Origin of the sequence: Paracoccus sp. NSM (genome assembly GCF_052379855.1) — a bacterium.
Classification (GTDB): domain Bacteria; phylum Pseudomonadota; class Alphaproteobacteria; order Rhodobacterales; family Rhodobacteraceae; genus Paracoccus.
In genome coordinates this window covers 30,754-57,189 of record NZ_JBQTCG010000007.1, presented here as the reverse complement: position 1 = coordinate 57,189, position 26,436 = coordinate 30,754, and the positions used below count along the sequence as shown (strand labels likewise).

Sequence of the window (26,436 nt, the reverse complement as noted above, 5' to 3'; positions counted from 1 at the left end):
CTGCTTTCGGGTGGGCCATCAGAGGTCGCGGCTCATGTCACGATGCGGGATGCCCGCGTCGTCGTAAACCGGGCCATGCGCGGCAAAGCCCAGTTTCTCGTAGAATCCGATGGCGTGGGTCTGCGACGACAGCGCCGCGCGGGTGATGCCGGGCCGCGCCCGCAGCGCGTCCAGCGCGGCCAGCATCAGCGCCGCGCCAAGCCCGCGCCCGCGCGCCTGCGACAGAACCGCGACGCGGCCGATCTTGCCGGTGTCGCCCTTGAGGATCAGCCGCGCGGTGCCGAGGGGCTGGCCGTCCTCATGCGCCAGCAGGTGGATGGCCTGATCGTCCAGATCGTCCATTTCGTCGGCTTCGGGGACGTTCTGTTCCTCGATGAAGACGCGGCGGCGCAGGGCGTGGCAGGCGGCCAGATCGGTGGTTTCCTCGATGATCATGCGAAATACCGTTCCAGGATGCGCTGATAGATCGCTTTCAGCTGGTGGACCTGTTCCACCGGCACGCGTTCGTCGATCTGGTGCATGTGGTGGCCGACAAGGCCGAATTCCACCACGGGGCAGTGATCCTTGACGAAGCGCGCATCCGACGTGCCGCCCGAGGTGGACAGGACCGGCTGGCGCCCGGTTTCCGCCGCCACGACATCGCGGACCAGATCGACAAAGGGGCCGGGTGCGGTCAGGAAGGCCTCGCCCGAGATCTGGGCCTCGACGCTCAGCGCGACGCCGGTATCGGCGCTGATCCGGGCGGCGTGGTCGCGCAGGCGTTCGGTCAGCGAGGCGCCGGTATGCATGTCGTTGAAGCGGATGTTGACCACCGCCCGCGCCGTTTCCGGGATCACGTTCGAGGCCGGGTTGCCGCAATCGATGGTGGTGATCTGAAGGCCCGACGGGTCGAAATGCGCGGTCCCCTGATCCAGCGGCGTGGCGGTCAGGTCGGCCAGCATCCGCGTCAGGGCGTGCAGCGGGTTCTTCGCCCGGTGCGGATAGGCGGCGTGGCCCTGCACGCCCTTGGCCGCAATTTGGAAGGTCGCGGAACCGCGGCGGCCGATCTTCATCATCTCGCCCATCAGGTCGGGGTTGGTCGGCTCGCCCACGATGCAGACATCCATGCGCTCGCCCGCCGCCTCCATCCAGTCGAGGATGGCGATGGTGCCGTCGCGGCCCGGCCCCTCCTCATCGCCGGTGATGGTCAGGATGACGGCGCCGTCGGGCGGTGTCTGGCGGGTGAAGTCGATGGCGGCGGCGACAAAGGCCGCGACGCCCGATTTCATGTCGGTCGCGCCGCGCCCCCAGATCACGCCATCCTCGACATGCCCGGAAAAGGGCGGATGCGTCCAGGATGCCGGATCGCCGGTCGGGACGACATCGGTATGGCCGTTGAAGCCGAAGGTCTTTGCGCCCCTGGCGCCCCACCGGGCAAAGAGGTTCGGCGTGCCGTTCCGGTCGATGCGACGGGTTTCGAACCCGGCCTCGCGCAGAAGCGCCTGCAACAGGGTCAGGGCGCCGCCTTCCTCGGGGGTGACCGAGGGGCAGCGGATCAGGCGGGCGGTCAGGTCGGCGGGGTCGGTCATGCGAAAGGTCCGGTTACAAGGGCGCGACGGATCAGGTTCAGCCCGGTCAGGATGAGAAGGATCAGCGTCCAGCGGCGGAATTGCGCGACGTCCAGCCGGTCCTGCAGCGCAAAGCCCGCCTTCATCCCGGCAATGGCGGGCAGGCAGAGCAGCGCGGACAGCGGCAGCGTCGCCGGGTTCAGCACGCCCGAGACCAGATGCGCGACCGTCAGTACCACCGCGCCGATCAGGAAGACGACGCCCTGCACGCGCACCTGTTCGCGTTTGTCGGTGCCGATGGACAGCAGATAGACGATCAGCGGCGGCCCCCAGATGCCGGAAATGCCGCCGTAAAGCCCGCCGATAACGCCCGACACGGCCTCGGCCCGTTTCCGGTGGCGCAGGTTCAGGACCAGCGGGCGGCCCGAAAGCTGCCAGATCGCAAAGGCAGTGATCGGCACGCCCAGAAGGCCATACATCAGCCATTGCGGGATCGCGGCGGCAAAGCCCGCCGAGACGCAGATGAACAGCCCGACCATCGCGATATGCAGCCGGAACTTGCGGACCGAGCCGATGGCGGCGGTGCGGCCGTCCCGAAAGCTCTGCTGCACGTTGGTGATCAGCGTGGGCAGGATCATCGCGGCCAGCGCGACCATGGCGGGCATGATCGAACCGAAGGCCGAGATCATGATCATCGGCATGGCAAAGCCCAGCGCGCCCTTGACGAAGCCCGCGAAGGCAGTGACCCCGATGGCCGCCAGGATTTGCCAAAGCTCCAGTCCGAACATGCGGCGGACGCTACAGGCCGCGCCGGGAAAGGAAAAGGCCACGAATCGCGCAAGGCGGTCTGCGGCTGACGAAAAGATGATGCGCGCCAAGGGTTTGCCCCTGCGGCTGTGGGAATTGGGCAACGCCCCACGGCAGCGATGCCACAGGCGGGGCCGGAAAAATCCAGCAGCCATCGCGCGTTCCGGCCCGGAGAGGGCGCCTGTGGGGATGTCCACGCAGCCCCACCGCGCCGATCCCTTCTGCAAGAGGCTGGCGCGGCGGGGAAAAAATGTCTAATCCGGTCGGGTATCTCCAGCTGTCAAAGAGTAAAAGATGCCCAGCCTCCGCCTTGCCGCACCGATTCTGGCCGCGATGACGCTTGCCGCCTGCAACAGCCAGCCTGCAGGCGATCCGATGGGCGGCCTGCCCGCCAATGATTACGTGCTGGTGGGCATCGGCAATGGCACCGTGCCGCTGCGCAACATCACCCTGACGCTGCGCCCCGAGGGCGTGTCGGGCCGCACGCCCTGCAACGGCTATGCCGCGCGCAACACCGTGCCGCTGCCCGCCGTCGCCTTCGAGGCGATCCAGACGACCGGCGTCACGAACTGCAAGGATGCCGCGATCGAAGAGCGTTACCTGAACGCTCTGCAACAGGCCAACGAGATGGAATATTTCGGCGGCGTGCTGCGGATCAAGGGGCCGACCTGGCTGATCTTTGAAAGCGGCCGTCCCGCCGACATGGCGACCGACGCCCTGTCGCAGGCGCGCGGCAACCAGTAAGCGGGCGGGCGCGTTCCGACGCGCCCTGCCTCACGTCCGGGCCAGCCGGCGCATCAGGCGCGCGCGGGCCTCGGGCAGGGGGCGGCCCACCATCTCGCCGGCCAGCCGCGCATGCAGGAAATGGCCGGTGATCGCCAGACCCTCGGCCAGACCCTTGCCGCGATTGTCGCCCGCGCCCCCCATGATCGCGGGCAGGGGCAGCAGCCGATCCGCCCATTCCCCCGCCCCCGCCCGGCTGACCGCACGCCCCGAACGCGGGCTGACATAGGCCAGCCCGTCCCGCGCACCGGTCACCGCGCAGGCCGTCAGGTCGAGGCCAAGCCCAAGCTCGTCCAGCAGCAGCATCTCCCATTGCAGGTAATCCGTGGGCCAGTCGGCGGTGGATTCGATCAGGTCCAGAAGCCGCTCGGTCGCCAAAGCCAGCCTTGGATGGGGGTCGCGTTCGGGCAGGGCAAAGACCAGAAGCGCGCAGATCGCATTCAGACCGGCCAGCGCCAGCGGGTCCGCCATCAGGCCCGCGCGCAGGCGCAGGGGCTCGGCCGTCAGGGTGCCCAGCTGGTCATCGCGCCGCGCCCGCCAGCGCAGGGCCAGCCGCGCGCCCGGTTGCAGCATCGCAGCGCGTTTCTGGGACGCTCCGCCCGGCACGAGGCCCGCATGGCGGCCATGTTCGGCGGTCAGCACGTCGATGATCACGGCATTCTCGCCATGGGGCCGGCGCATCAGGACGGTGCCCTCGGCCTGCCACTCCAATGGCGGTCAGGCCCGGCGCGGGGGGATCAGCTGCTGCGCGGCTCCGGCGACCAGCAACCAGATCGAGGTGGCGATCAGCCCCGTGACGACCAGCGCAGGTGCGTCGAAATCAAGCCATGCGGCCCAGCCTGCAAGGATCGTCCAGGCCACCGCCACGGGCAGCGACACGACCCGCCAGCGTTCGGTGCGGACGGGGTGGATGAACTTGATGTTGGTGAACATCGCGATCGTCAGGACCGAGACGATCAGCAGGATCACCTCCCACACCGGCTGGGTGGCAAAGAGGACCAGCACGACCATGTTCCAGCAGCCTGGAAAGCCCGCAAAGGAATTGTCGCGCGTCTTCATGCGGGTATCGGCGAAATAGACGACGCTGCCGAAGACGATGACGATGATCGCGAACCAGCCCGTCCAGCCCGATAGCAGATCCGACTGGAACAGCGCGAAGGCGGGGATGAACACATAGGTCAGGTAGTCGATGATAAGGTCCATCAACTGCCCGTCATAGGCGGGCCAGTTGCGTTTGACCTCGTATCGACGCGCAAGGGGGCCGTCGATCCCGTCCACGACGAAGGCGACGACCAGCCACAGGAACATCAGCGACCATTCGGCATTCGCGGCGGCCAGCATGGCAAGCATCGACAGGACCGCGCCCGAGGCGGTCAGAAGATGGACGGACAGGGCCTTGTGACGCAATTGCATGGGCGCTCTTGTTGCAGGTTGGCGCGCGGCGTGCAACCGGGCCCGCGCCTCAGCGCAGGATGGGGGGGCCCTTGGGGCGGGGCGCGGGCGGCTCTGCCTGCGGCGGCGTCAGATCAAAGCGCAGCGCGGTCGCGGGCGGGGCCGCGTCGGTGAAGCTGATATCGACGCCGCCCGCTTGCGGGGGCAGGAAGGCCAGCGCCTCGGCCAGGGCCTTGGCGATGGCGGGCTGGCGGTCGGGGTCCGCGCCCCCGATCAGCAGGACATGGCCGCCCCCCGCGATACCGGCCAAAGCGGCGCCCGAGATCAGCGCATGCATGTCCAGAAGCCGCGCGCCAAGCGGTTCGGCCAGGGCCGCGACCGTGTCGGGATGCGGGCCGGTCAGGCGCAGCCGCGCCTCGTCGGGCTGGGGTTCGGCGGCCAGTGCGCCGGTCAGCCAGTCCAGCATCGCGGCATCCAGCAGCATTTCCGACGGCGCGCCGGGATTGACCAGCAGGCCCGCGCCCTCGGTCCGCAACAGGGCGGCCAGCGCCCGGCCCGGCATCGCGACATAGGCGACGGGCGCGCCGAAGAAGCCCGCCAGTCGATCCTCGGCATCGCAGGCCAGCGCGACATTGGCGCCGTCCAGCGGGAACAATTGCAGCTCGACCCGGTCGTCATGCGGCTCGCGCGTCAGGGCCACGAACAATTCCGTATCGGCCAGCCGCGACAGCATCCGCGCGCGCAAGGGCGCATCGGCGTCGTGAAAGGGGGTGGTGGCAAGTTCGTCCAGCGCGGTCATCAGCGGGCCTCATCGGTGGCGATGCCCCTGCCCTAGTCGGCCCGCGCCCGGCGGGCAAGACCGCGCGCTACCCCACGCAAGCGTGATTACGCCGCAGCGCCGATCCGCGCGATATTGTGCAGATGAATCGCAGATCCCTGATCCTGACCGCCGCCGCCACCCTGCCGGTGCTGGCGGCGCCTTTGCTGGCCCGCGCGGGCCTGTCCCCCCTGCTTGGCCGAGGCGACGCGCTGGAGCCCCTGCGCGCCATCGCCCTGTGGCGCGACGGCGAGGAAATCGCCGCGCGCGGCTATCACGGTTTCGACCCCGACCGGCCCACGAACATCAAGTCGGCCTCGAAATCGGTGATCTCGGCGCTGGCGGGCATCGCCATCGCGCGCGGCCTGCTGGAGGGCGCCGACCAGCCCATCGCGCCCCTGCTGCGCGCCGACCTGCCGCGCAACCCCGACCCGCGGATGGAGCGAATCACGCTTGGCCATCTGCTGTCCATGCAGGCCGGGCTGGAGCGTCAGTCGGGCCAGAATTACGGTCGGTGGGTCAGCAGCCCGAACTGGGTGCGCGCCGCGCTGGCCGCGCCCTTCACGCAGGAACCGGGCGGGCGGATGCAATATTCCACGGCCTCGACCCATCTGGTGGCGGCGATCCTGACGCGGGTGACGGGGCGGCCCCTGATGCAGGTGGCGCGCGACTGGCTGGGGCCGATCCCCGGCTTCCGCATCACCGGATGGGACCGCGACCCGCAGGGCATCTATCTGGGCGGCAACCAGATGGCGATGAGCACGCGGTCCTTGCTGGCCTTTGGCGCGACCTATGCCCAAGGCGGGCGCGCGGGCGGGCGGCAGGTGGTCCCGGCCTCCTGGATCGAGGAAAGCTGGCAGGCGCGCACGGCCTCGATCTTCAGCGGGCAGGGTTACGGCTATGGCTGGTTCCTGGGCCGGATCGGCGGGCGCGAGGTGCGTTACGGCTGGGGCTATGGCGGGCAGATGGTCTATGTCTTTCCAGCCACGCGGCGCGCGCCTGCCGTGGTGGTGGCGATGACCTCGAACCCCGACCAGCCCTCGGCCCGGACGGGGTACCGCAACGAATTGCACAGGCTGGCGGGTGATCTGGTGCGGGCGGCCTGAGCCGCGCCGGCGTCACTCGATGAAGTCGTCGGCCTGGAAATTGCCCAGATTGCCGAGAAGCTGACCGATCAGCGAGATCTCGGTCACGCTGCCCTCGGTCACGCGGCGCGACAGGGTGACGACGCGGCCGCGTTCCAGCCCGAAGCGTTCCACATTGCTGACCACGCCGTTGGGCGCGAAGGACACGGCGACGACCTGGCGTTCGACCTCGCGCGGGGGCAGCGCGCCGTATTCGCGCCAGCGCGAGCCGACGTAATACCAGCCCGACCCCGTCAGAAGCCCCTGCGCCGAGGGCCGCCCGATCAGTTCGGGCAGATCATCGACGCGGGTCTGGCCCGGCTGGACCTGCGCCAGCTCGATTTCCGGGGGCACATAGCCGTGATTGCGAAAGACGGGGGAGCAGGCGGCCAGACCCAGGACAGCAACGATCACGAAGCCAAGCAGGCGCTTGATGGTCGGCATGTGGCGAGGCCCTTTCCCTGTGGCGCCGACCGGGGGCGGTTGACGCGGCTTGCCCTGCCTAGCAAACTCGGCCACGACGCTCAAGAATGACAATCCGTGGCCCCGCCGGGCCGCCCGAGCCTTCAGGGAAGCCCTTGCCCCAGACGCCGCCAGACCAGAACCGCACCGATCCTCAGGCCCATCCGCAGCGCCTGCGCGTCGCGCATCTGAACCCGAACGCGGCGACGCCCTTCCTGCTGCGCCCCGATGGCGAGACCCGTGCCGCCATCGCCGCCGAACTGGGGGTCGAGGCGCTGCCGAAGCTGGAATTCCGGGGCGAGGTCCGGCCCGAGGGCGCGCAGGGCTGGCGGCTGGACGGCCAATTGGCCGCACGCGTCACGCAGGCCTGCGTGGTGACGCTGAAACCCGTCCGCAGCGAGATCGGCGAAGCCGTGCGTCTGCGCTATTCGCCCCATATCGCCACCCCCGAGGGTGACGAGGTCGAGATGGGCGACGAGACGCTTGAGCCGCTTGGCGCCTTCATCGACCTGACCGCCGCCATGATCGAGGCGCTGGCCTTGGCCCTGCCCGCCTATCCGCGCGCCGAGGGGGCCGAGCTGGCCACCCCCGAGGACGTTGCCGAACCGGCCGAGGATACGCGCCGTCCCTTTGCGGGTCTCGACAAGCTGCTCAAGCGAGACGGCTAGCCGCACCATAGGCGGCGATTCGCCTGAAGGCCCCCGTGACGCTTGCCAGCGCGGCTTGCAGCGACTAATTCGCACCAGACGCGCAATCATGTCCGAATAAACCTGTGGCCTCGCCGCAGCGAGGGCTTGCGGGCGGGACGTTGATCGCGTATCTGCGCGGTTCATTTACGAATTCAAATCCTACGGTGCCAAGGCGTTCCTGCGTCGCACCCAGACAACCGAGGTGGTGACATGGCTGTCCCTCAGAATCGCGTAACCCGCTCGAAACGCAACATGCGCCGCGCGCATGATGCGCTGGTCGCGGGCAACCCGAACGAATGCACGAATTGCGGCGAACTGAAGCGCCCGCACCACGTCTGCCCGTCCTGCGGCCATTACGCCGGGCGCGAGGTCGTGGCCCAGGCCAACGAGATCGACCTGGACGACGACGCGGCCTGATCCCTGGCGACCGGCCCTGCGATGAGCGTCGATCACGCGCCCCAGCCCATGCCGCGCGCCCCTGAAACCGGGGGCTACGTGGTCATATCGGTGGATGCGATGGGTGGCGATCGCGGCCCGGCCGCAGTCGTGGCGGGAATGGCGGCCAGTGCCGCCAAGAACCCCGAGATCAGCTTTATCGTCCATGGTGACGAGACGACCCTGCGCGGCCTTGTCGGCCGCCGCAAGGCGTTGGCGGGCCGCTGCGACATCCGGCACGCGGCTTCGGTCGTGACGATGGATGACAAGCCCAGCCAGGTTGTCCGCAAGGGCGGCGGCAGTTCCATGTGGGGCGCCATCGAATCGGTCCGCTCGGGCGAGGCCAGCGCGGCCGTGTCCTGCGGGAATACCGGCGCGCTGATGGCGCTGTCGATGCTGCGCCTGCGCAAGCTGCCCGGCGTGAACCGCCCGGCGATTGCCTGTCTCTGGCCCTCGCGCAATCCGCAGGGCTTCAACATCATGCTGGACGTGGGCGCCGATATCCGCGCCGACGCGCATGACCTGCTGCAATATGCCCAGATGGGCGCGTCTTACGCGCGCAACGGTCTTGGCCTCTCGCTGCCCCGCGTGGGCCTGATGAATGTCGGGACCGAAGAGCACAAGGGCCGCACCGAGCTTAAGCAGGCGGACGAGATGATCCGCGCCATCGCCGCCGAATCGCAGTTCGACTATGTTGGCTTCGTCGAGGGGGGCGATCTGCCCTCGGCTCGCGTCGATGTCATCGTGACGGACGGATTTACCGGCAACATCGCCTTGAAGACCGGCGAGGGGACCGCCAAGCTTGTAGGAGACTTCCTCAAGGAGGCGTTCTCGAACTCGGTCATGTCGAAATTCGCAGCCCTTCTGGCGATGACCTCGCTGCGCCGCCTGCAGAAGCGGATCGATCCGCGCCGTGTGAATGGCGGGATCTTTCTGGGCCTGAACGGCACCGTGGTGAAATCGCACGGCTCGGCGGATGCGACCGGCGTCTCGGCCGCCATCAAGCTGGCCTTCACCCTGACGAAATCCGGCTTTCAGGACAGGCTGGCCGCGCGCATTGCGCAAGCCAACCCCGCCGCAACCGGCGATTCAGGAGCCGCGCATTGACCATTCGTTCCGTGATCACCGGCACCGGGCATTACCTGCCCGAGCGCATCGTCGAGAATGCCTGGTTCGAGGACAAGCTTGAGACGTCCGACGAATGGATCCGCACCCGCACCGGGATCGAGCGGCGCCATTTCGCCGCCGAAGGCCAGATGACCAGCGACCTGGCCATCCGCGCCGCCCGCATCGCGCTTGATCGCGCCGGGCTGGGCGCCGATGACATCGACGGGATCGTGCTGGCCACCTCGACGCCTGATTTCACCTTTCCGGCGGTCGCCACGATGGTCCAGCAGGGTCTGGGGATCACGCGCGGCTTTGCCTATGACGTGCAGGCCGTCTGCGCGGGCTTCGTCTTTGCGCTGGCCAATGCGGACGCGATGCTGCGCGCGGGGCTGGCCCGCCGCATCCTGGTGATCGGGGCCGAGACCTTCTCGCGCATCATGGACTGGACCGACCGGGGCACCTGCGTGCTGTTCGGCGACGGCGCCGGCGCCGTGGTGGTCGAGGCGCAAGAGGGCGCGGGCACCAGCGACGATCGCGGCATTCTGGCCAGCGACCTGAACAGCGACGGCCGCTATCGCGACTTGCTGCATGTGGATGGCGGCGTGTCCTCGACCGGGACGGCGGGTCATCTGCGGATGCAGGGCAATCTGGTCTTTCGCCACGCGGTCGAAAAGCTGGCCCGCACCGCGCATGATGCGCTGGACAAGGCCGGGCTGAGCCCGGACGACGTCGATTGGCTGGTCCCGCATCAGGCGAACATGCGCATCATCACCGCCACCGCGCAGAAGATGCAGCTGCCGATGGACAAGGTCGTGTTGACCGTGGCCGATCACGGCAACACCTCGGCGGCGTCGATCCCGCTGGCCCTGGCCGTGGCCGATGCCGAAGGGCGCTTTGCCCCCGGCCAGGTGATCGTGACCGAGGCGATCGGCGGGGGCCTGTCCTGGGGCTCGGTCGTGCTGCGCTGGTAGGCACACAACCCGGCCGGGAATTCTGACCCTCTGCTCAATTTCCGTTACGTCACGGTAAAATCTTCCGCAACGGCATTCCGGGCAGTTGACACTCGTTCACCGCTTTTGAACACTCCGGTTCGTGCAGATGCTGCAAGCGCGCATCTGCCGACCTTGGGGAGGTTTCAGAAACATGCCGCTCATCCGTCTGATCGACGGCGTGAACGAGCTTGTCGGCCGCATCGTTTCGGTCGTCGCGATCGTTTTTGCCGGGATCATCATTTACGACGTCTTCATGCGCTATGTGCTGGGCCAGCCGACACGGTGGGCCTTTGACGTCACCAAGCAGCTTTACGGTTTCTATTTCATCATGCTGGGCGGCTATGCGCTGCGCCATCAGGCGCATGTCCGGGTCGATCTGCTGACCGCGCGGATGCGCCCCACCCTGCGCCGTTGGGTCGAGATCGCGGGCTATGTCGTCTTTTTCTTCCCCTTTGCGTGGATCTTCACCACCCGCAGCTACAACTTCGCCATGACTTCTTGGCGGCAGGGCGAGATGACCGTGGGCGCGATGCAGCTGCCCGTCTATCCGCTGAAGATGGCGATGTTCGTCGCCGCCTGCCTGCTGCTGGTCCAGGGCGTCAGCGAGGTGCTGAAGCTGCTGCTGAACCGCGCCCCCCATATCCAGGAGCCCGCCGATGTCCGGTGAAATGATCGCCCTCATCATGTCGGGCCTGCTTCTGCTGGGCCTGTTCATGGGGCATCCGCTGGCGCTGGTCCTGGGCGGCACGGCGGTTCTGGGCGCCTTCATCGCGGATCGCCCGCAGGTGCTGAACATCGTCATCAGCCGCGTCTTCGGCGACGTGCTGGACAATTACGTGCTGATCGCCATTCCGCTTTTCGTGCTGATGGCGCGGTTCCTGTCCGACAGCGGCGTGACCGACCGCATGTTCGAGGCGCTGCGCCACCTGATGGCGCGGGTGAAGGGCGGACTTGGCCTTGCGGTCGTGTTCATCTCGATCCTGCTGGCGGCGACGACGGGCATCATCGGCGCCTCGATCACGGTGATGGGCGTGATGGCGCTGCGCCCGATGCTGCAATACGGCTATGACAAACGGCTGGCGACGGGGCTGATCGGCGCCTCGGGCTGCCTCGGCATCCTGATCCCGCCCTCGATCATGCTGATCCTGATGGCGTCCTATGCGCCGGGCCTGTCGGTGGGCCAGCTTTTCGCCGGCGCGATGGTCCCGGGCCTGCTGCTGGGCGTGCTTTACGCGATCTATGTCGCGGTGATCGCGCGCATCCGCCCCGACTGGGCGCCGCCCGTCCGCGAGGAAGAGGCCCTGTCGCGCGCCGCCATGTGGAAGCTGCTGCTGATCGAGGCCGTGCCGCCGCTGGTTCTGATCCTGGGCATCCTTGGCTCGCTGCTGGCGGGCATCGCAACCGCGACCGAGGCCAGCGCCATCGGCGCCGTGCTGGCGCTGCTGATCGTGATCGCGCGCGGGCGTTTCCGGTGGGCGACCTTCTATTCCGCGCTGCTGGAGACGGGGCGCACCAGCGCGATGATCCTGTTCATCGTCGTGGGCGCGACGGCCTTTACCGGGGTCTTCAACATCACCGGGGGCCTGCGGGCCAGCCAGGACCTGATCCGCGGGCTGGCCGATGATCCCTATACGCTGATCGCGGTGATGCTGCTGGTCGTGTTCATCCTGGGGATGTTCCTCGACTGGACGGGGATCGTGCTGCTGTCCTTCCCGATCTTCCTGCCGCTGGTGAACGAGATGGGCGTGGACCCGCTGTGGTTCGTGGTGCTGATGGCGGTCGTGCTGCAGACCAGCTTTCTGTCGCCGCCCTTCGGCTATGCGCTGTTCTACATGCGCGCCATCGCCCCGCCCGAGGTCAAGACGGGCGACATCATCATCGGCGTTCTGCCCTTCATCGTGATGGTGCTTCTGATGTGCGCGGCGATGATCCTGTTCCCGACCCTGGTGACGTGGCTTCCCGCCGCGCTCTATGGCTGACGATTTTTTCAACGAGGAGGCTCTGAAACATGACCAAATTGCTGTCCACCGCCGCTCTGGCGCTGACACTGGCCACGCCCGCGATGGCGACGACATGGACCATGACCTCGACCTGGCCTTCGAGCCTGGAGCTGATCGAGATCGACAAATACTGGGTCGAGATGGTCGGCAAACTGGTGGACAGCGACACGCTGACCATCGACTTCTACGAAGGCGGCAGCCTTGTCCCGGCGGGCGAGGTCTTCGGCGCGGTCGAGTCCGGCACAATCCAGGCCGGCGCCGACTGGCCGGGCTATTGGGCGGGCCGCAACAGCGCGTTTTCGCCTCTGGCCACGACCGCCAGCCTGTTCAACGCGGTCGATTACGTCAACTGGATCAAGGAATGGGGCGGCGCGGATCTCTATAACGAGATCTACGGCCAGTTCGGCATGGTTTATCTGCCCTATGGCGTGACCAACAACGAATCGGGCTTCCGCACCGTCAGCCAGCCGATCCGCACGACCGAGGACCTGCAGGGCCTGCGCCTGCGCCTGTCGGGTCTGGAACAGGGCCGTCTGCTCGAGAAACTGGGCGGCAGCCAGGTCAGCATGGCCGGGGGCGAGATCTATCAGTCGCTGGAACGCGGCGTGATCGACGGGGCCGAGTTCTCGACGCCGAACGTGGACTTTTCGGGCGGCTTCCATCAGGTGACCAGCTACTGGTCCACGCCGGGCTGGCACCAGTCGGCCTCGGTCTTCGGGGTGATGATCAACAAGGATGCCTGGGACGCGCTGGACGAGGCCACGCAGGACCGCCTGAAGATCGCAGCCGATGCCACGCTGCTGTGGTCGCTGTCCTTCACCGAGCGCCGCGCCAACGAGGCCTATCGCCAGTTCGAGGAGGCGGGGATCGAGATCAATCGTCTGGACGACGAGACCCTGGCCCGCATTCAGGACATGGCGAACGAGACGATCCAGCAGGTCGCCTGCGAGAACCCCGATTCGGCCAAGGTCTATGTCAGCATGATCTCGTATCTGCAGGATTACGCGACCTGGCGGGATGCCTCGGCGCCGTTCAACCTGGGCCGCACGCCGGACGGCCCCGACCTGGCCGCGATCGAAGCCTGCGCCGGCTGATCGCCCTTTTCATCATGCAAGTATCGGGCGGGGAACGATATCCCCGCCCGATCCGTTGACAGTCGGGGCAAACAGGCCCATCCTTTGCCACGACGATTGGGGAACGAGCATGGGCGACAAGACACTCACCCGCATGGATCTTGCCGAAGCGGTGTTTCGCGATGTGGGACTGTCGCGGCACGAATCCGCGCAGCTGGTCGAAAGTGTGCTGAACCATATCTCGGACGCGCTTGTGGACGGGCAGCAGGTCAAGATCTCGTCCTTCGGCACCTTTTCGGTGCGCGACAAGAACGAGCGGATCGGCCGCAATCCCAAGACCGGCGAAGAGGTGCCGATCACGCCGCGCCGCGTGCTGTCGTTTCGGCCCTCGCATCTGATGAAGGACCGCGTTGCCGCCGGCAACAAGCGCAAGGGCTGACAGCGGGGCCATGCAAAAGGGCGATGACGCATTCAGGTCGATCGGAGAGGTCGCCAGCCTGATCGGTGTTCCGCCCCATGTGCTGCGCTATTGGGAAACGCAATTCACGCAGTTGAAGCCGATGAAGCGCCCCGACGGGCGGCGCTATTACCGGCCCGACGACGTGCGCCTGGCCGCCGGGCTGCGCGTGCTTCTGCGCGATGACGGGCTGACGATTCGCGGCGCGCGCAAGCTGATCGCCGCCGACCGGGGCGAGGCCGTGCGCCAGCGCGGGCTGGCCCATCTGGGCGCCGCGACCGAAGATCCCGTTGAAGTCACGCCCGACCCCCAGCCCGAGGCGATGCCCATGCCGCGCAAAAGCGATAGCCGTGCCGAACCCTCGCTGCCGCTTTTCGACGGGCTGGCGGCGGCCGATCCGGCGCCCGTGACGCCTTCGCTGCCGCAGGGCGAATGGCTGACCTGCCTTGTCGCGCTGCATCGCGCGCTGGCCCGGCCCGGCCCGCCCGAGGCGCGGCTGGGCGCGGCGCTGGCCCTTGCCGGGCGGTTGGGGCTGGTCCCTGCCCGGCCCCGCTGAGGCTTTTGCGATTTGGTGACGATTTCCGCATTGCGGCCCTTGTGCAGCCCCTTGAATCCGCTCTATACGATGCGCGTCGGGCCGTGGCGCAGCCTGGTTAGCGCGTCCGTCTGGGGGGCGGAAGGCCGCGAGTTCGAATCTCGCCGGCCCGACCATTCCGAAAACGCCCATTCCCTGCCGGGGATGGGCGTTTCCCTTTTCCGGCCCCTGCTTTCCCGGCCCCTGCTTGCAAAGGTCATGGCATGAACGGCGTGCTGCCCGATTTCGACATCCGCGCCCTGATCGCCTCGGGCCAGATTTCCGCCGACCTGCCGGTGATCCCCGAACAGATCCAGCCCGCCAGCCTTGACCTGCGCCTTGGCACCACGGCCTATCGCCTGCGCGCCAGCTTTCTGGCGGGCAAGGGGCGGCGCGTGGCCGACAGGCTGGCCGATTTCCGGATGCACCAGATGGACCTGTCGCAGGGCGCGGTGCTTGAACGCGGCTGCGTCTATCTGATCCCGCTGATGGAGCGGGTGCGCCTGCCGCGCGGCATGACGGCGGTGGCCAATGCCAAGTCATCGACCGGGCGGCTGGACCTGCTGACGCGGCTTGTCACCGATGACGGGACCGAATTCGACCGCCTGCCCGAGGGCTATGACGGCCCCCTCTATGCCGAGATCTGCCCGCGCAGCTTTTCCGTGCTGGTGCGTCCGGGGATGCGCCTGAACCAGCTGCGGCTGCGCGCGGGTCAGGCCGTGCTGGACGACGCCGCGCTGACCGCGCTGCACGAGGCGACGCCTCTGGTCGGCGGCGCGCCCGCGCTGATCGACCAGGGCCTGGGGTTTTCGGTCGATCTGCGCCCCGCATCGGGCGATCTGGTTGGCTACCGCGCGCGCCCTCATAGTGGGGTGATCGATCTGGACCGGATCGGAGCCTATGACGCGCGCGATTTCTGGGACGAGCTGCGTTCGACCGAGGGGCGGCTGATCCTCGATCCCGGCGCCTTCTACATTCTGGTCAGCCGCGAATCGGTGGCGATCCCCGCCGATTACGCCGCCGAGATGGCCCCCTATCTGGCCATGGTGGGCGAGTTCCGCGTCCATTACGCGGGCTTTTTCGATCCGGGATTCGGCATCGGCACGCAGGGCGCGGGCGCGCGCGGCGTGCTGGAGGTGCGCTGCCACGAGGCGCCCTTTGTGCTGGAACACGGGCAGGTCGTGGGGCGTCTGGTCTATGAACGGATGCGCGCCCGGCCCGAGCGGCTTTACGGGCAGGACATCGCCTCGAATTATCAGGGGCAGGGCCTGAAACTGGCCAAGCAGTTCCGCTAAAGCGGCCCCGTCCGCCACAGCCGCACCTTCAGCCCGCCATGCGCGACGATGGGTCCGGGTTCCTGCCAGGGCAGGCCGGTAGCGCGGGCCAGACCGGCCTCGGTCGTGACCATGCCGACGCGCCAGCCCGGGAAATGGCTGCGAAAACGCTCGCCCATCTGAGCATGTAGGCCGAAGAGTGGACCCTTGTTGCCGATCCGCGTCCCGTAAGGCGGGTTCAGCATGATCAGGCCGGGCGCGCAATCGGGGGCCTCAAGCTCGGTCACGGCGGAAACGGCAAAGCGCGTCACCGCATCGACGCCGGCGCGTTCGGCATTGGCGATGCTCATGCGGATGGCGCCCGGATCGCGGTCGCTGCCGAAGAACTGCACCGGCACGGCGCGCAAGGCGGGCGGCTGGCGCAGCGCGACCCATGCGGCGGGATCGAAGCTGGCAAGCTGCTGAAAGGCAAAGTCGCGGCTGCGTCCGGGGGCAAGGCCAAGCGCGATCTCGGCGGCCTCTATCGGGAAGGTGCCGGAGCCGCACATCGGGTCAAGCACCGGCTGGCTGCCGTCGTAACCCATCTCGCTGAGGAACATGGCGGCCATCGTCTCGCGCAGCGGGGCCTTGGCGACGGCCTGCTTGTGGCCGCGCTTGTGCAGCGATTCGCCGGTCGTATCGACGCTGAACGTGACCAGATCATCCTCGATCCGGGCCTTCAGCGTCACCGGCGCATCATCGGCAATGGTCACGCCAAGCGTGTCCGTGATCGCCCGCGCGATGCGCTGCGTCGCCGCCCCCGCGTGATAGATGCGCGAGGCGCGGCAGGTGGTTTCCACCTTCACCGGCAGATCGGCCCGCAGGATCGAGGCCCAGGGAAACTTGTGCGCCCGCTTGTCCAGCTGCGCCAGATGCATGGCGCGAAAGCCGCCCACCCGTGCCAGAACGCGCGTCGCGCCCCGCAGCCACAGGTTCGCGCGCCAGACATCGGGCCATCCGCCGCTGATCGTCACGCCGCCGGGCTGGATCACGGGGGCCCAGCCCAAAGAGGCCGCCTCGGCGGCCAAGGGCGCTTCGAGGCCGGGTGTGGCGACCAGAAAGATGTCGAATTTCTGCTGTTCCATCCCGCAGCCCTAGCGCGGGCGCGCAGGAAAGGGAACGGCCCTAGCGCCGCGTCATGCGGCCGAGCGTCCGCATCTTCTTGGCCATGTCGCGGGTCTGCTTGTCGTTACGCGGGCGCGGCTGGCCCTCGGGCTGCTCGCCGGGCTGGCCGGTAGGTTGCCCCTTGCCGCGCGACAGCTGATCCATGCCCTTGTTGATGCCCCAGTTCATCGCGCGCCGCATCACGAGGCGGGTGAACATGTTGATGATCTGGTTCATGTTCATGGCTGATCCTCTTTGGCGGGCCAGGCGGCAGGGTCGTGGTCATCCTCGAACAGGTCGCCGGGCGCCACAGGGGCAATATCGTCATCCGCGTCCTCTGACGCAAGAGGCAGGCCCAGCCCTTCGCCGGGGGGGCGCGATTCCAGCAGGCCCGCTGCTCGCAATTCGGCCAGACCCGGCAGATCGCGCGGAGATTCGAGGCCGAAATGGTCCAGAAACGCCTCGGTCACGACAAAGGTGGCGGGGCGGCCCGGCGTCATGCGGCGGCGGCCCATGCGGACCCATTCCATCTCGATCAGCTGGTCCAGCGTGCCACGGCTGACGGCAACGCCGCGGATCTCCTCGATCTCGGTGCGGGTGACGGGCTGGTGATAGGCGATGATGGCCAGCGTCTCGATGGCGGCGCGCGACAGGCGGCGGCTTTCGACCGTTTCCGTCTGCATCAGGAAGGACAGGTCCGCCGCCGTGCGAAAGGCATAGCCCTGCCCCACCTGTTCGACCGTCACGCCGCGGCCCTGATAGCGGCGGCGCAACGCGGCCACGGCCTCGGCCGGGTCGCAGCCCACGGGCATCCGGTCGGCCAGATCGCGCAGGCTCAGCGGCGCGGTCGCGGCGAACAGGATCGCCTCGACCATGCGTTCCTGCTGGTCCAGCGGAGGCGGCGGGAAATCGGTCGAGGGGTCAGGCGCGGTCGTCATCTTGTCTCTGGCGATAGGAAATGGGCGCGAAGGTCTCGGCCTGCCGTATCTCCAGCCGGCCCTGGCGCGCAAGCTCAAGCGAGGCGGCAAAGGTCGCGGCCGTCGCGCTGCGGCGGCGGGCGGGGTCGTCGGACCAGCCATCGGGCAGAAAGACCGACAGATCGGTCCAGTCCCCCGCAAAGCCGATCAGGCCGCGCAGCCGGTCCAGCGCCTGTTCCATCGTGAACACATCGGTGCGGTCAAAGGCGAAGGGGCGGAATTCGTCGCGCGTCTTCAGCCGGGCATAGGCGCGCATCAGATCGATCAGGCTGGCCTGCCATTCCGTGCGCCGCGTGCGGATCACCGCATCGGGCGCGCCGCGTCCGAAGCGGGAAATCCCCAGCCGGTCGCGCGCCATCAGCTGCGCCGCCGCCTGCCGCATCGCATCCAGCCGTTCCAGCTGAAAGGCCAGATGCGCGGCCATATCCTCGGCCGAGGGGCCTTCGGCCTGCGGATCGGGCGGCAGCAGCAGCCGCGATTTCAGAAAGGCCAGCCAGGCGGCCATGACCAGATAATCGGCGGCCAGTTCGATCCGCAGCGCGCGGGCCTCTTCGACAAAGGTCAGGTATTGTTCGGCCAGGTTCAGGACGCTGATCTTCATCAGGTCCACCTTTTGCGTGCGCGCCAGCGTCAGCAGCAGGTCCAGCGGGCCTTCATAGCCATCGACATCGACGATCAGCGCCTCTTCGGCGCGGCGTTGGGCGATGCTGGCGGCATCAGGCGCGGGCAGGTCCAGCCCGGCCTGGGCGGGCGGGTCATCGACCGGGCGCAGATAGGGAACCTTGGCGGGCATCTGGTCCTTCGGGATCACGGGCGCCACAGGGTCCGGCCCGGACGCCGCGCTGTCAAGCCACGGCTTGGGTCAGCGCGCGCCATTCGGCATGCAGGGCGGGCAGATCGGCGGCCTCGGGCGCGCGGCGCAGGGCCAGCGCGGCATTCGCGCGGCGGATCGCGTCCATGCTCATCGCGCCCGCAGCGGCGACAACAGGCGTCATCTGCGCGATGTCGCCGTTGCAATGCAGCACCAGATCGCAGCCCGCCGCGATCGAGGAAGCGGCGCGTTCGGCATGCGTCCCCGGCAGGGCGTTCATGGTGATGTCGTCGGTCATCAGCAGCCCGTCGAACCCGATCCGGTCACGGATCAGCGCGATCATGCGGGCCGATTGCGTGGCCGGCGCGGGGTCCAGCGCGGCAAAGCGGATATGGGCGGTCATGCCCATCGGCAGGTCGGCCAGCGCGCGGAAGGGCGCGAAATCCAGCGCGTCGAGCGCATCCAGATCCGCCGCGACCTCGGGCAGGGCGTGATGGCTGTCGGCCTGCGCCCGGCCATGGCCGGGCATGTGCTTGACCACGGGCAGAACCCCTGCCGCCAGCATCCCCTCTGCCGCCGCACGGCCCAGTTCCGCGATCCGCGCGGGATCAGAGCCAAGGCAGCGGTCGCGCAGGAAGGGGTGCGTCGCATCCTGCGCCACGTCCAGCGTGGGCGCGCAGTTCGAATCGATGCCCACCGCGCGCAATTCCTGCCCGATCAGGTGATAGCGCAGCCACATCGCGCGCGGCCCCGCCGCCGCTTGCGCCAGCGGCGTGGGCCATTCGGTCCAGTGCGGGGCGCGCAGGCGTTGGACGCGCCCGCCCTCCTGATCGACGGTGATGACGCAATCGCGGCCCACCGCGTCGCGCAGATCGCCCGTCAGGCGGCGCAGCTGGTCGGGCGTTTCGACATTGCGGCCAAAGAGGATGAAGCCCCAAGGGTCTGCCTCGCGGAAAAAGGCGGCCTCGTCGGGCCCCAGAACGGGACCGGCGATGCCGCCCAGAATCGTCGCGTTATGGGCCACGTTACTGGCCGATGGCCAGACAATCGGTGCCGGCCGATTGCAGGGCCGAGCAGAACTGCCGCGCCTCGCTGATGCCGCCGAAGCCCGCGACGCGCAGCCGCCAGAAGGTGCGGCCATTGGCCTGATGCTGCTGGATCACGGGCGACTTGCCCGAGAACAGCGATCCGTGGCGACCCGCCAGACGCGACCATTCGCCCTGGGCGATGGCGTTGCTGTCGAAGGCACCGACCTGCACGACCGGCCCGCTGGCGCTGCTGGCGGCCTGCACAGGAGCGGGGGCGGGGGCGGGCTGCGCCTCCGACGGCGCGGGTGCGGCGGCCGGGGCTGCGGCGGGTGCCGATGCGGCCACGCGCGTCACGCGGGGGCGCGGCGCCGGACGGGGGCTGGCCACGAGAATGCCGGGATTGGCCTCGGCTTGGGCCATGGCCAGGGCTGCGGTGATGGCGGTCGCCTGGGCGGGGGCGCCGGTCTCGTCGGTGACGACGCCGGTCACGGGGCCTTCGCTGGCGGGCGCGTCAAGGATCGGCGCGTCAGCCACGGCCTGATCGGCCAGGGCGCGTTCGGCGGCGGCAGCGGCCTCGGCTTCGGCCAGGGCGCGCGCTTCGGCATCCGACAGCGGCACGATCGGTTCACCCGAGAAGGTCAGCGGCGTCTCGGTCTGGTGCGAGGGCTCGCGCGCGGTCGCGCCAAGCGCGCCCATCGGCAGATCGTCGGGCGCCAGATCGACCGGCGCGGGCGCGATGGCCACCTGCTGGGTGGGCGCCGGCGCCTCGCCCCCGGCCACGCTGTTCACCGCAAGCCCGGTATGGGGCGTCAGGCGGCCGCCCGGTTCCTCGGGGGCGGTGCGGGCCTCGCCCTCGATGGCGCGGATGATCGGCACGCCCGACACGTCGCGCGACACAAGCTGCCAGCCCCAGGCCATCAGCCCGACCATCAGCCCGACCGAGGCCACCGCACCCATGTAATGCGTGACACGGGCCAGCCGCGCGGGCAGGCCGTCGCCCTGAGGCAGGCCGCCCTGTCCCGGTTCCTGCCCCGGACGCTGGCCCGGAGCGGCCTGATCATATGCGAATTCCCGCTTCACCTTGTGACGCGAGAAAACATAGCCGCCTTCGCGGAAATCCATCACTGCCATATCTGCCTGCCCGCCGGTTGATCCGGTTTCACTCTGCCTGCTCGCACCCCGGGCCGTGGCTGTTGGTCAGCGCATCTCGTCCATCGGAGTGACGCCAAGAATACCCAGACCGCTTGAAATAACAACGCCAACGGCTCGTACCAGCGCGATTTTTCCTTGGGTCGTTGCTGCGTCGCCCTCTTGCACGAAGCGCAAGGCGGTCTCGTCATTGCCGCGATTCCACAGCGAATGCAGGTCGGACGCGATGTCATAGAGGAAGAACGCGACCCGATGCGGTTCATGCGCGCGGGCGGCATGTTCGACCAGACGCGGCCATTCGGCCAGTTTCGCGGCCAGCGCCAACTCGGCCGGATGGGCCAAAGTGCTCAGATCGGCGGCGGCCAGCGTCGAATCGTCCACCGCGATTCCCGCCTCGCGCGCCCGGCGCAGGACCGAATTCACCCGCGCATTGGCGTATTGGACATACCAGACCGGGTTGTCCTTGGACTGTTCCAGCACCTTGGCAAAGTCGAAATCCAGCGCCGCGTCGTTCTTGCGCGTCAGCATGATGAAGCGCGTGACGTCGGCGCCCGCCTCTTCCACCACGTCGCGCAGGGTGACGAAGGTTCCGGCGCGCTTGGACATCTTGAACGGCTCGCCGTTCTTGAACAGCTTGACCAGCTGCACCAGCTTGATGTCCAGCGGCACGCGGCCGTTCGACAGCGCCTTGACCGCCGCGTTCATCCGCTTGACGTAGCCGCCATGATCGGCGCCGAACACGTCGATCAGCTGGTCGAAGCCACGGTCGATCTTGTCCCAGTGATAGGCGATATCGGGCGCGAAATACGTCCAGGCCCCGTCCGATTTCTGGATCGGCCGGTCAACGTCGTCGCCATGAGCGGTGGATTTGAACAAAAGCTGCTCGCGCGCCTCCCAATCCTCGGGCAGCTTGCCCTTGGGGGGTTCCAGCACGCCGCGATAGATCAGGCCCTGCGATTGCAGCCGCTCGATCGCGGCCTCGATCCGGCCCGTGCCGTAAAGCGCTTTTTCGCTGGAATAGACATCCATCTGCACGCCCAACAGGGCCAGATCCTCGCGGATCATTCCCATCATGCGTTCGGTCGCGAAATCGCGGATCTCGGCCAGCCACTCATCCTCGGGGCGGTCCAGCAGGCTGTCGCCGTATTTCTCCTTGAGCGCCTCGCCGACCGGGATCAGGTAGTCGCCGGGATAAAGCCCCTCGCGGATCTCGGGCTCAAGCCCGTTCGCCTCGCGGTAACGCTCGTAGGCCGAGCGCGCCAGAACATCGACCTGCGCGCCGCCGTCGTTGATGTAGTATTCGCGCGTCACGTCATGGCCGGAAAAGGCCAGAAGCCGCGCCAGCGCGTCGCCGAATACCGCGCCGCGCACATGGCCCACATGCATCGGGCCGGTCGGGTTCGCGCTGACGAATTCGACGTTGACCCGGGACCCCGCCCCCATGTCCGAGCGGCCGAAATCGACACCAGCCTTCAGCGCGGCGCGCACGACGTCGTGCCAGATCGCGGGCGCCAGGCGCAGGTTCAGAAAGCCCGGCCCCGCGACCTCGGCCGCGGCGATGCGCGGATCGGTCAGGCGCGCGGCCAGCCGGTCGGCGATGTCGCGCGGCTTCATCCCGGCGGGCTTGGCCAGCACCATCGCGGCATTCGTCGCCATGTCGCCATGCGCCGGATCGCGCGGCGGCTCGACCGCGACATTGGACAGGTCCAGCCCCTGGGGCAGCTCGCCCGCCTCGGCCATTTTGGTCAGCGCCTCGATGACGACGGCGCGGATGTCGTTGAACAGGTTCATCGGTGTCCCCGGCTGGTTCCGACCGTCACCTAAACGACGCCAAGGCCGAAAGGTCAACCTTGCGGCAATCCGCAGCGCCGCAAAACCCGCACGATTCTTGACGCGAGGCCCCGCTTGGTCTAAGGCCACCTGACCCGCATCCGGCGGGCAAAGGCGGGGCGTCCGATCTTGCGTCCCTTTTACCGCTGCCAGGCGTCGTTCGGACGCGCAGCAGGGAACGCAGCGCCAAAGGCGCGCGACAGCAGAGAAAGCCCCGAATGACCAAATTCTCCGATCTGAAACTCGACCCCAAGGTTCTGCAGGCCATCGCCGAGGCAGGCTATGAGACGCCGACCCCCATCCAGCAGGGCGCCATCCCGCCCGCATTGGAGGGCCGCGACGTTCTGGGGATCGCGCAGACCGGGACCGGCAAGACCGCCAGCTTCACGCTGCCGATGATCACGCTGCTGGGCCGTGGCCGGGCGCGGGCGCGTATGCCGCGTTCGCTGGTCCTGTGCCCGACGCGCGAACTGGCCGCCCAGGTGGCCGAGAATTTCGACGTCTATGCCAAGCACACCCGCCTGACCAAGGCGCTGCTGATCGGCGGCGTCAGCTTCGGCGAACAGGACAAGCTGATCGACCGCGGCGTCGATGTGCTGATCGCCACGCCGGGCCGCCTGCTGGACCATTTCGAACGCGGCAAGCTCTTGCTGACCGGCGTGCAGATCATGGTCGTGGACGAGGCCGACCGGATGCTGGACATGGGCTTCATCCCCGATATCGAGCGCATCTTCCAGCTGACGCCCTTCACCCGCCAGACTCTGTTCTTCAGCGCCACGATGGCGCCCGAGATCGAGCGCATCACCAACACCTTCCTGCATTCGCCCGAACGGATCGAGGTCGCGCGCCAAGCCACGACCAGCGAAACCATCACGCAGCGCCTGATCGAACTGACCCCCACCCGCCGCGACATGGCCGCCAAGCAGAAGCGCGATCTTCTGCGCGGCCTGATCGACGCCGAGGGCGAGGGCCTGACCAACGCGATCATCTTCTGCAATCGCAAGACGGATGTGGACATCCTGTCCAAGTCGCTGGCCAAGCACGGCTATGACGCGGCGCCCATCCACGGCGATCTGGACCAGAGCCAGCGCACCCGCACGCTGGAATCGTTCCGCGACGGCAAGCTGCGGCTGCTGATCGCCTCGGACGTAGCTGCGCGGGGTCTCGACATCCCCGCCGTCAGCCATGTCTTCAACTACGATCTTCCCAGCCACGCCGAGGATTACGTCCACCGCATCGGCCGCACGGGCCGCGCCGGGCGTCTTGGCACCGCGATCAGCATTGCCACCCCCTCGGACGAGAAATACCTGACCGCGATCGAGAGCCTCGTGAAGAAGACCCTGCCCCGCGCCCCCCTTCCCGAGGGCTTCAGCGCCTCGGCCGAACGTCCCGAATCCCGCGAGGCCGAGCGCGAGGACCGCGCCGGCGGCAGCCGCTCGCGCCGTCGCCGCAGCGGCAGAGGCCGTGACGAGGCCGCGCCTGAGGCCGCGGCCAAGCCCGCCCCCCGCGCCGAGCCCGCCCCCGAGGCGCCCGCCGAACGCGCCGCCCAGCAGCAGCCGCGCGAGGAACGCCGTGATGACAGGCGCGAAGGCCGCCGTGATGAACGCCGTGACGACAGGCGCGATGACCGCCGCCCCCGCTCGGGCGGACAGGATCGCGGCCCGCGGATCGTCGGCATGGGCGACCATGTGCCGAACTTCATGCTGGTCGAGCTTCGCACCAGCGCGACCATGAGCGACAGCACCGAGGACAGCACCGACAGCAAGGTCGAAGTGACCGAGACCGTCGAGGCCGCCCGCCCCGAACAGCCCGCAGATAAGCCTGCCGAGAAAACCTCGTCGCGCCGTTCGCGCAGTCGCTCGCGCGGCCGCAACGCGCAGGACAAGCAGGCGGAGGCCCCGGCCGAGGCGCAGCCCGTGGCCGAGGCCGAAGCCCCTGTGGCAGAGGCTCCCGTGACCGAGGCTCCCGTGACCGAGACTCCCGTGACCGAAGCGCCCGTGGCAGAGGCTCCCGAAGCGGTCGCCACGCCGCCGGAGACCCAGCCCGAAGCAACCCCGGCCAAGCCCCGGAGCCGCCGCAAGAAGGCCGAGTCCCCGGACGCCGGCGAAGCGACAGAGGCCAAGCCCAAAGCCTCGCGCAGCCGCAAGGCCAAGCCCGAACCCGAAGCCGCAGAAGGGACCGAGGCCAAGAAGCCAGCCCCCCGTTCGCGCAAAAAGGCGGCTACCGCGTCCGAGGTCCCTGCCGAACCGCAGGATACGGCCGAGAAACCCGCGCCGAAGCCGCGCAGCCGCCGCAAACCGGCCGCCAAGGCCGAGGCCGCGACCGACAGCGCCCCCGCAGAGGCGGGCAACGCCGAGGCGTGATGGCCCGCCCCACAAGCCGGGCCGCACGGGCGTCGGCCCTGCATCCGCCCCGGCTTCACCGCCGGGGCCGACCTCCTTTCAGGCAGCTTCTGCCCGACCTGGCCCTGGGGGCCATCGCCGCGCTTGGGCTTGCGCCCTTCGGCATCTGGGGTGCGACGATCGGCGCGCTGGCGCTGATCCTGTGGCGGCTGGCCCGCGCCCGTCCCGCCACCGCCTTCTGGCACGCCCTGGCGGCCGGCATGGGCTGGTTCGCGCTCGGCCTTTTCTGGATCGTCGAGCCGTTTCTGGTCCAGCCCCAGATCCACGGCTGGATGGCCCCCTTCGCGCTGATCCTGATGGCGCTTGGCGGCGGGCTGTTCTGGGCGATCCCGGTCTGGGCGGCGGCAAGGCTGACCGCCGATTGGCGACGCCGCGCGCTGGCCATGGCGGCGGCGCTGGCGCTGTCGGACTGGCTGCGCGGCTGGATCCTGACCGGCTTTCCCTGGGCGTTGACCGGCCATGTCTGGATCGGCACGCCCACCGCGCAGATGGCAGCCACCTTCGGCGCGCTCGGCCTGTCGGTCCTGACGCTTGCGGTCGCCTGCCTGCCCACGATCCTCTGGCGCCCGACGCGGCCAAGGCTGGCGGGCTTCGCGCCCGGCACGGCGCTGGCCGCGGCGCTGATCGCGGGCAGCTGGGCCGCAGGCCACGCCCGCCTAGCGCAGCCCCTGCCGCCCGACGAGCCGACGATCCTGCGCATCGTCCAGCCCAACGCCACGCAGGCCCTGAAATGGGACCCCGACTGGTCGGGCATCTTCTTCCGCCGTCTGCTGGACCTGTCAGCCGAACCCGGCCCCCGCGATCTGGTCATCTGGCCCGAAACGGCCGTGAACTTCCTGCTGGATCAGGCGGGCGAGGTCCTGCCCGTCATGTCCGAAGCCGCCGCAGCCCCCCTCATCATGGGCATCCAGCGCCGCGAGGGGACGCGCTTCTACAACAGCCTCGCCACAATCCGGCCGGGCGGCGCGGTGAGCGAAATCTACGACAAGTTCCACCTCGTCCCCTTCGGCGAATACATCCCCTGGGGCGATCAGATGGCGCGCCTTGGCATCAGCGCCTTCGCCGCGCAGCAGGGCTTCGGCTATTCGGCCGGCCCCGGTCCGATGCTCATGACCGCGCCCGGCGCCCCCGACTTCCAGCCGCTGATCTGTTACGAGGCGATCTTTCCCCGGCACCTGCGCGCGCTGGACACCCGCCCCGGCTGGCTGCTGCAGGCAACCAACGACGCCTGGTTCGGCACGATCTCGGGCCCCTACCAGCACCTCTCGCAGGCACGGCTGCGCAGCATCGAGACCGGCCTGCCGATGATCCGCGCCGCCAATACCGGTGTCAGCGCGGTGATCGACGCACGCGGCCATATCCGCGCCAGCCTGCCCCTGAACACGGACGGCAGGATCGACGCCCCCCTGCCCGGCGCGCTGCCGCCGACCCGCTGGCTGGCTTGGGGCGACGCGCCCATGCTGGCATTGATCGCACTGGCCCTCGGCGCCTCGCTCAGGCGCCGCCCTTCTTCTTCACGAAAATATCCGCGGGGGAGTCGGTGAAACCGACGGGGGCGGCAGC

The 26,436-nt window shown here is 68.5% G+C and carries 28 protein-coding genes and 1 tRNA gene; 15 read left to right on the top strand and 14 right to left on the bottom strand.

Annotated features, from left to right (window positions below):
- Positions 1 to 18: 18 nt before the first annotated feature.
- The 3 genes from ACTZWU_RS11650 to ACTZWU_RS11640 are packed head-to-tail and all read right to left on the bottom strand — an operon-like array spanning position 19 to position 2,335.
- Positions 19 to 435: a GNAT family N-acetyltransferase gene (locus tag ACTZWU_RS11650; RefSeq protein WP_444737531.1), complete on the bottom strand. Its 417-nt coding sequence runs from the start codon at positions 433 to 435 to the stop codon at positions 19 to 21.
- Positions 432 to 1,568, bottom strand: coding sequence for a succinyl-diaminopimelate desuccinylase (gene dapE / locus ACTZWU_RS11645; RefSeq protein ID WP_444737530.1), 1,137 nt, complete (start codon positions 1,566 to 1,568; stop codon positions 432 to 434). Before dapE ends, ACTZWU_RS11650 begins: the two co-directional genes overlap by 4 nt.
- Positions 1,565 to 2,335: a sulfite exporter TauE/SafE family protein gene (locus tag ACTZWU_RS11640; RefSeq protein ID WP_444737529.1), complete on the bottom strand. Its 771-nt coding sequence runs from the start codon at positions 2,333 to 2,335 to the stop codon at positions 1,565 to 1,567. The genes dapE and ACTZWU_RS11640 overlap by 4 nt, the downstream gene beginning before the upstream one ends.
- Positions 2,336 to 2,648: 313 nt before the next feature.
- On the opposite strand from ACTZWU_RS11640, the gene ACTZWU_RS11635 reads away from it, so the two are divergent.
- Positions 2,649 to 3,098, top strand: a complete 450-nt coding sequence (locus ACTZWU_RS11635; RefSeq protein WP_444737528.1) for an META domain-containing protein — start codon at positions 2,649 to 2,651, stop codon at positions 3,096 to 3,098.
- A 30-nt stretch (positions 3,099 to 3,128) separates the two neighbouring features.
- Here ACTZWU_RS11635 and recO read toward each other — a convergent pair whose 3' ends face one another.
- Genes recO through ACTZWU_RS11620 form a run of 3 tightly spaced genes read right to left on the bottom strand, consistent with a single transcriptional unit; the run spans position 3,129 to position 5,328 of the window.
- Positions 3,129 to 3,848 carry a DNA repair protein RecO gene (gene recO, locus ACTZWU_RS11630; protein ID WP_444737527.1) on the bottom strand — a complete coding sequence of 240 codons (720 nt, stop codon included), beginning with the start codon at positions 3,846 to 3,848 and terminating at the stop codon, positions 3,129 to 3,131.
- Between the two features lie 6 nt (positions 3,849 to 3,854).
- Complete coding sequence (locus ACTZWU_RS11625; protein WP_444737526.1) at positions 3,855 to 4,550, bottom strand: CDP-alcohol phosphatidyltransferase family protein; 696 nt, start codon at positions 4,548 to 4,550, stop codon at positions 3,855 to 3,857.
- A gap of 49 nt (positions 4,551 to 4,599) precedes the next feature.
- On the bottom strand, positions 4,600 to 5,328 hold the full coding sequence (locus ACTZWU_RS11620; protein WP_444737525.1) for an SseB family protein: 729 nt from the start codon (positions 5,326 to 5,328) through the stop codon (positions 4,600 to 4,602).
- 122 nt (positions 5,329 to 5,450) lie between these two features.
- Here ACTZWU_RS11620 and ACTZWU_RS11615 point away from each other — a divergent pair, with 122 nt between their 5' ends.
- The gene (locus tag ACTZWU_RS11615; protein ID WP_444737524.1) at positions 5,451 to 6,452 is read left to right on the top strand and encodes a serine hydrolase domain-containing protein; all 1,002 of its coding nucleotides are present in this window, start codon (positions 5,451 to 5,453) and stop codon (positions 6,450 to 6,452) included.
- Positions 6,453 to 6,464: 12 nt separating this feature from the next.
- Here ACTZWU_RS11615 and ACTZWU_RS11610 read toward each other — a convergent pair whose 3' ends face one another.
- Positions 6,465 to 6,914 (bottom strand): outer membrane protein assembly factor BamE, encoded by a 450-nt coding sequence (locus ACTZWU_RS11610; protein ID WP_444737523.1) that lies wholly within the window; start codon positions 6,912 to 6,914, stop codon positions 6,465 to 6,467.
- A 134-nt stretch (positions 6,915 to 7,048) separates the two neighbouring features.
- On the opposite strand from ACTZWU_RS11610, the gene ACTZWU_RS11605 reads away from it, so the two are divergent.
- From ACTZWU_RS11605 to ACTZWU_RS11555, 11 genes are all read left to right on the top strand, one after another.
- Positions 7,049 to 7,600, top strand: coding sequence for a YceD family protein (locus ACTZWU_RS11605; protein WP_444737522.1), 552 nt, complete (start codon positions 7,049 to 7,051; stop codon positions 7,598 to 7,600).
- A 231-nt stretch (positions 7,601 to 7,831) separates the two neighbouring features.
- Positions 7,832 to 8,038 carry a 50S ribosomal protein L32 gene (rpmF, locus tag ACTZWU_RS11600; protein WP_304617709.1) on the top strand — a complete coding sequence of 69 codons (207 nt, stop codon included), beginning with the start codon at positions 7,832 to 7,834 and terminating at the stop codon, positions 8,036 to 8,038.
- A gap of 48 nt (positions 8,039 to 8,086) precedes the next feature.
- The gene (gene plsX / locus ACTZWU_RS11595) at positions 8,087 to 9,163 is read left to right on the top strand and encodes a phosphate acyltransferase PlsX (protein ID WP_444737600.1); all 1,077 of its coding nucleotides are present in this window, start codon (positions 8,087 to 8,089) and stop codon (positions 9,161 to 9,163) included.
- Positions 9,160 to 10,134 (top strand): beta-ketoacyl-ACP synthase III, encoded by a 975-nt coding sequence (locus ACTZWU_RS11590; RefSeq protein WP_444737521.1) that lies wholly within the window; start codon positions 9,160 to 9,162, stop codon positions 10,132 to 10,134. Before plsX ends, ACTZWU_RS11590 begins: the two co-directional genes overlap by 4 nt.
- A 172-nt stretch (positions 10,135 to 10,306) precedes the next feature.
- Positions 10,307 to 10,822, top strand: coding sequence for a TRAP transporter small permease subunit (locus tag ACTZWU_RS11585; protein ID WP_444737520.1), 516 nt, complete (start codon positions 10,307 to 10,309; stop codon positions 10,820 to 10,822).
- On the top strand, positions 10,812 to 12,134 hold the full coding sequence (locus ACTZWU_RS11580; RefSeq protein ID WP_444737519.1) for a TRAP transporter large permease: 1,323 nt from the start codon (positions 10,812 to 10,814) through the stop codon (positions 12,132 to 12,134). Before ACTZWU_RS11585 ends, ACTZWU_RS11580 begins: the two co-directional genes overlap by 11 nt.
- A 29-nt stretch (positions 12,135 to 12,163) precedes the next feature.
- Positions 12,164 to 13,249, top strand: a complete 1,086-nt coding sequence (gene dctP / locus ACTZWU_RS11575) for a TRAP transporter substrate-binding protein DctP (protein WP_444737518.1) — start codon at positions 12,164 to 12,166, stop codon at positions 13,247 to 13,249.
- A gap of 109 nt (positions 13,250 to 13,358) precedes the next feature.
- The gene (ihfA, locus tag ACTZWU_RS11570; protein ID WP_444737517.1) at positions 13,359 to 13,667 is read left to right on the top strand and encodes an integration host factor subunit alpha; all 309 of its coding nucleotides are present in this window, start codon (positions 13,359 to 13,361) and stop codon (positions 13,665 to 13,667) included.
- A gap of 10 nt (positions 13,668 to 13,677) precedes the next feature.
- On the top strand, positions 13,678 to 14,241 hold the full coding sequence (locus tag ACTZWU_RS11565) for a MerR family transcriptional regulator (RefSeq protein ID WP_444737516.1): 564 nt from the start codon (positions 13,678 to 13,680) through the stop codon (positions 14,239 to 14,241).
- Positions 14,242 to 14,318: 77 nt separating this feature from the next.
- A tRNA-Pro gene (locus ACTZWU_RS11560) sits at positions 14,319 to 14,396 on the top strand.
- A gap of 87 nt (positions 14,397 to 14,483) precedes the next feature.
- Positions 14,484 to 15,554 (top strand): 2'-deoxycytidine 5'-triphosphate deaminase, encoded by a 1,071-nt coding sequence (locus tag ACTZWU_RS11555; protein ID WP_444737515.1) that lies wholly within the window; start codon positions 14,484 to 14,486, stop codon positions 15,552 to 15,554.
- Here the strand turns inward: ACTZWU_RS11555 and ACTZWU_RS11550 are convergent.
- From ACTZWU_RS11550 to argS, 7 genes are all read right to left on the bottom strand, one after another.
- The gene (locus ACTZWU_RS11550) at positions 15,551 to 16,657 is read right to left on the bottom strand and encodes a THUMP domain-containing class I SAM-dependent RNA methyltransferase (protein WP_444737514.1); all 1,107 of its coding nucleotides are present in this window, start codon (positions 16,655 to 16,657) and stop codon (positions 15,551 to 15,553) included. The two genes, ACTZWU_RS11555 and ACTZWU_RS11550, sit on opposite strands and share 4 nt — an antisense overlap.
- A gap of 40 nt (positions 16,658 to 16,697) precedes the next feature.
- Entirely contained in the window at positions 16,698 to 16,919 is a 222-nt protein-coding gene (locus ACTZWU_RS11545) for a hypothetical protein (RefSeq protein WP_444737513.1), read from the bottom strand.
- Complete coding sequence (gene scpB / locus ACTZWU_RS11540; protein WP_444737512.1) at positions 16,916 to 17,614, bottom strand: SMC-Scp complex subunit ScpB; 699 nt, start codon at positions 17,612 to 17,614, stop codon at positions 16,916 to 16,918. The genes ACTZWU_RS11545 and scpB overlap by 4 nt, the downstream gene beginning before the upstream one ends.
- Complete coding sequence (locus tag ACTZWU_RS11535; protein WP_444737511.1) at positions 17,598 to 18,446, bottom strand: segregation and condensation protein A; 849 nt, start codon at positions 18,444 to 18,446, stop codon at positions 17,598 to 17,600. The genes scpB and ACTZWU_RS11535 overlap by 17 nt, the downstream gene beginning before the upstream one ends.
- Before the next feature lie 52 nt (positions 18,447 to 18,498).
- Positions 18,499 to 19,488, bottom strand: coding sequence for a glycoside hydrolase family 3 N-terminal domain-containing protein (locus tag ACTZWU_RS11530; RefSeq protein ID WP_444737510.1), 990 nt, complete (start codon positions 19,486 to 19,488; stop codon positions 18,499 to 18,501).
- Between the two features lies 1 nt (position 19,489).
- Positions 19,490 to 20,623: an SPOR domain-containing protein gene (locus ACTZWU_RS11525; protein WP_444737509.1), complete on the bottom strand. Its 1,134-nt coding sequence runs from the start codon at positions 20,621 to 20,623 to the stop codon at positions 19,490 to 19,492.
- Positions 20,624 to 20,689: 66 nt separating this feature from the next.
- Complete coding sequence (gene argS / locus ACTZWU_RS11520; RefSeq protein ID WP_444737508.1) at positions 20,690 to 22,432, bottom strand: arginine--tRNA ligase; 1,743 nt, start codon at positions 22,430 to 22,432, stop codon at positions 20,690 to 20,692.
- Positions 22,433 to 22,689: 257 nt separating this feature from the next.
- Between argS and ACTZWU_RS11515 the strand changes: the two genes are divergently transcribed.
- Both ACTZWU_RS11515 and lnt read left to right on the top strand, forming a co-directional pair.
- Positions 22,690 to 24,834 carry a DEAD/DEAH box helicase gene (locus tag ACTZWU_RS11515; RefSeq protein ID WP_444737507.1) on the top strand — a complete coding sequence of 715 codons (2,145 nt, stop codon included), beginning with the start codon at positions 22,690 to 22,692 and terminating at the stop codon, positions 24,832 to 24,834.
- Positions 24,834 to 26,417, top strand: a complete 1,584-nt coding sequence (gene lnt / locus ACTZWU_RS11510) for an apolipoprotein N-acyltransferase (protein ID WP_444737506.1) — start codon at positions 24,834 to 24,836, stop codon at positions 26,415 to 26,417. Before ACTZWU_RS11515 ends, lnt begins: the two co-directional genes overlap by 1 nt.
- Positions 26,418 to 26,436: the final 19 nt, after the last annotated feature.

Excerpts from the sequence above, each read along its gene's own strand:
- ACTZWU_RS11650 (WP_444737531.1), bottom strand. The coding sequence starts at position 435 with ATGATCATCGAGGAAACCACCGATCTGGCCGCCTGCCACGCCCTGCGC.
- dapE (WP_444737530.1), bottom strand. The coding sequence starts at position 1,568 with ATGACCGACCCCGCCGACCTGACCGCCCGCCTGATCCGCTGCCCCTCG.
- ACTZWU_RS11640 (WP_444737529.1), bottom strand. The coding sequence starts at position 2,335 with ATGTTCGGACTGGAGCTTTGGCAAATCCTGGCGGCCATCGGGGTCACT.
- ACTZWU_RS11635 (WP_444737528.1), top strand. The coding sequence starts at position 2,649 with ATGCCCAGCCTCCGCCTTGCCGCACCGATTCTGGCCGCGATGACGCTT.
- ACTZWU_RS11625 (WP_444737526.1), bottom strand. The coding sequence starts at position 4,550 with ATGCAATTGCGTCACAAGGCCCTGTCCGTCCATCTTCTGACCGCCTCG.
- ACTZWU_RS11620 (WP_444737525.1), bottom strand. The coding sequence starts at position 5,328 with ATGACCGCGCTGGACGAACTTGCCACCACCCCCTTTCACGACGCCGAT.
- ACTZWU_RS11615 (WP_444737524.1), top strand. The coding sequence starts at position 5,451 with ATGAATCGCAGATCCCTGATCCTGACCGCCGCCGCCACCCTGCCGGTG.
- ACTZWU_RS11610 (WP_444737523.1), bottom strand. The coding sequence starts at position 6,914 with ATGCCGACCATCAAGCGCCTGCTTGGCTTCGTGATCGTTGCTGTCCTG.
- rpmF (WP_304617709.1), top strand. The coding sequence starts at position 7,832 with ATGGCTGTCCCTCAGAATCGCGTAACCCGCTCGAAACGCAACATGCGC.
- plsX (WP_444737600.1), top strand. The coding sequence starts at position 8,087 with ATGCCGCGCGCCCCTGAAACCGGGGGCTACGTGGTCATATCGGTGGAT.
- ACTZWU_RS11585 (WP_444737520.1), top strand. The coding sequence starts at position 10,307 with ATGCCGCTCATCCGTCTGATCGACGGCGTGAACGAGCTTGTCGGCCGC.
- ACTZWU_RS11580 (WP_444737519.1), top strand. The coding sequence starts at position 10,812 with ATGTCCGGTGAAATGATCGCCCTCATCATGTCGGGCCTGCTTCTGCTG.
- dctP (WP_444737518.1), top strand. The coding sequence starts at position 12,164 with ATGACCAAATTGCTGTCCACCGCCGCTCTGGCGCTGACACTGGCCACG.
- ihfA (WP_444737517.1), top strand. The coding sequence starts at position 13,359 with ATGGGCGACAAGACACTCACCCGCATGGATCTTGCCGAAGCGGTGTTT.
- ACTZWU_RS11565 (WP_444737516.1), top strand. The coding sequence starts at position 13,678 with ATGCAAAAGGGCGATGACGCATTCAGGTCGATCGGAGAGGTCGCCAGC.
- ACTZWU_RS11555 (WP_444737515.1), top strand. The coding sequence starts at position 14,484 with ATGAACGGCGTGCTGCCCGATTTCGACATCCGCGCCCTGATCGCCTCG.
- ACTZWU_RS11550 (WP_444737514.1), bottom strand. The coding sequence starts at position 16,657 with ATGGAACAGCAGAAATTCGACATCTTTCTGGTCGCCACACCCGGCCTC.
- ACTZWU_RS11545 (WP_444737513.1), bottom strand. The coding sequence starts at position 16,919 with ATGAACATGAACCAGATCATCAACATGTTCACCCGCCTCGTGATGCGG.
- scpB (WP_444737512.1), bottom strand. The coding sequence starts at position 17,614 with ATGACGACCGCGCCTGACCCCTCGACCGATTTCCCGCCGCCTCCGCTG.
- ACTZWU_RS11535 (WP_444737511.1), bottom strand. The coding sequence starts at position 18,446 with ATGCCCGCCAAGGTTCCCTATCTGCGCCCGGTCGATGACCCGCCCGCC.
- ACTZWU_RS11525 (WP_444737509.1), bottom strand. The coding sequence starts at position 20,623 with ATGGCAGTGATGGATTTCCGCGAAGGCGGCTATGTTTTCTCGCGTCAC.
- argS (WP_444737508.1), bottom strand. The coding sequence starts at position 22,432 with ATGAACCTGTTCAACGACATCCGCGCCGTCGTCATCGAGGCGCTGACC.
- ACTZWU_RS11515 (WP_444737507.1), top strand. The coding sequence starts at position 22,690 with ATGACCAAATTCTCCGATCTGAAACTCGACCCCAAGGTTCTGCAGGCC.
- lnt (WP_444737506.1), top strand. The coding sequence starts at position 24,834 with ATGGCCCGCCCCACAAGCCGGGCCGCACGGGCGTCGGCCCTGCATCCG.